The sequence below is a fragment of the Microbacterium sp. T32 genome, assembly GCF_001619615.1.
GTDB lineage: Bacteria > Actinomycetota > Actinomycetes > Actinomycetales > Microbacteriaceae > Microbacterium.
This window is the reverse complement of the sequence record NZ_LQQP01000063.1, coordinates 1-899: the sequence shown is the minus strand read 5'-3', so window position 1 is coordinate 899 and position 899 is coordinate 1. Positions and strand designations below refer to the sequence as shown.

Annotated in this window: 1 protein-coding gene; it reads left to right on the top strand. The window is 78.0% G+C overall.

Features of this window, described 5'->3' with window-relative positions; genetic code table 11:
* Positions 1–899, top strand: an 899-nt coding sequence (locus AVW09_RS18090) for a hypothetical protein (protein ID WP_063258879.1), incomplete at both ends; no start/stop codon positions are given.

The window sequence follows — 899 nt, the reverse complement described above, 5'->3', positions numbered from 1 at the left end:
CCTACGACCCCGACACCCTCCCCGCCGGCACGCCCCTGCACGCGCACGTCACGGAACGGCTGTGGGGAGCGTCGCCCGAGGAGGCGACCGAGCGGTTCGCGGCCCTGGCACGGCGGCATCCGATCACCGTCACGCTGCACGACGTGCCGCAGGCCTCGGACGGGGAGCGCAACCGCCCCCGGCGCCGGGCGTTCTACGCCGCGGTGACCCGGGCCGCGCACGCGGTCGCCGTGAACAGCGCGCACGAGCGCGCCCTGCTCGCCGAGGAAGATGTGTGGCACGGACCCGTCGCGGTCCTTCCGCTCCCGGTGCCCGCGCTCGCCGCCGGCCCGCGCCCGCAGCCCGACGGCACCGTCGGCGTCCTCGGCTTCTTCTACCCCGGCAAGGGGCACGACGAAGCGCTCGCCGCCGCGGTGGAGGCCGGCATCGGGCGACTCACGATCCTGGGCCGAGCGTCGGACGGGCACGCGGCCGACCTCGACGCGTTCGTCCGGCGCGCGGCCGACGCCGGTGTCGCGGTCGAGGTGACCGGCTGGCTCGACGACGTCGCCATGGCCGAGCGGGCGCGGGCCGTGTCGGTGCCCGTGATCGCCCACCAGCACGTCTCGGCGTCCGCGTCGCTGACCTCGTGGATCGGCTGGGGTCGCCGCCCCCTCGCCCTCCGCAACCGGTACGTGGACGAGACGGCCGCGCTCCGCCCCGGCACGGTGCGGCCCGTCGATCCGTCCGCGCTGGGGGCCGAGGTGCGCGCGGCGGCGGAGGATCCGGATGCCACCTGGCATGGCATCCATCCCGTCCCCGTCGGCCCCGTCGACGTCGCCCGCGCGTACCTGGAGTGGTGGGCCGGTCTGCCCGCCCCCGCCGCGGCCGCCGCCGCCCCCGCCCCCGACGCAGCGCCC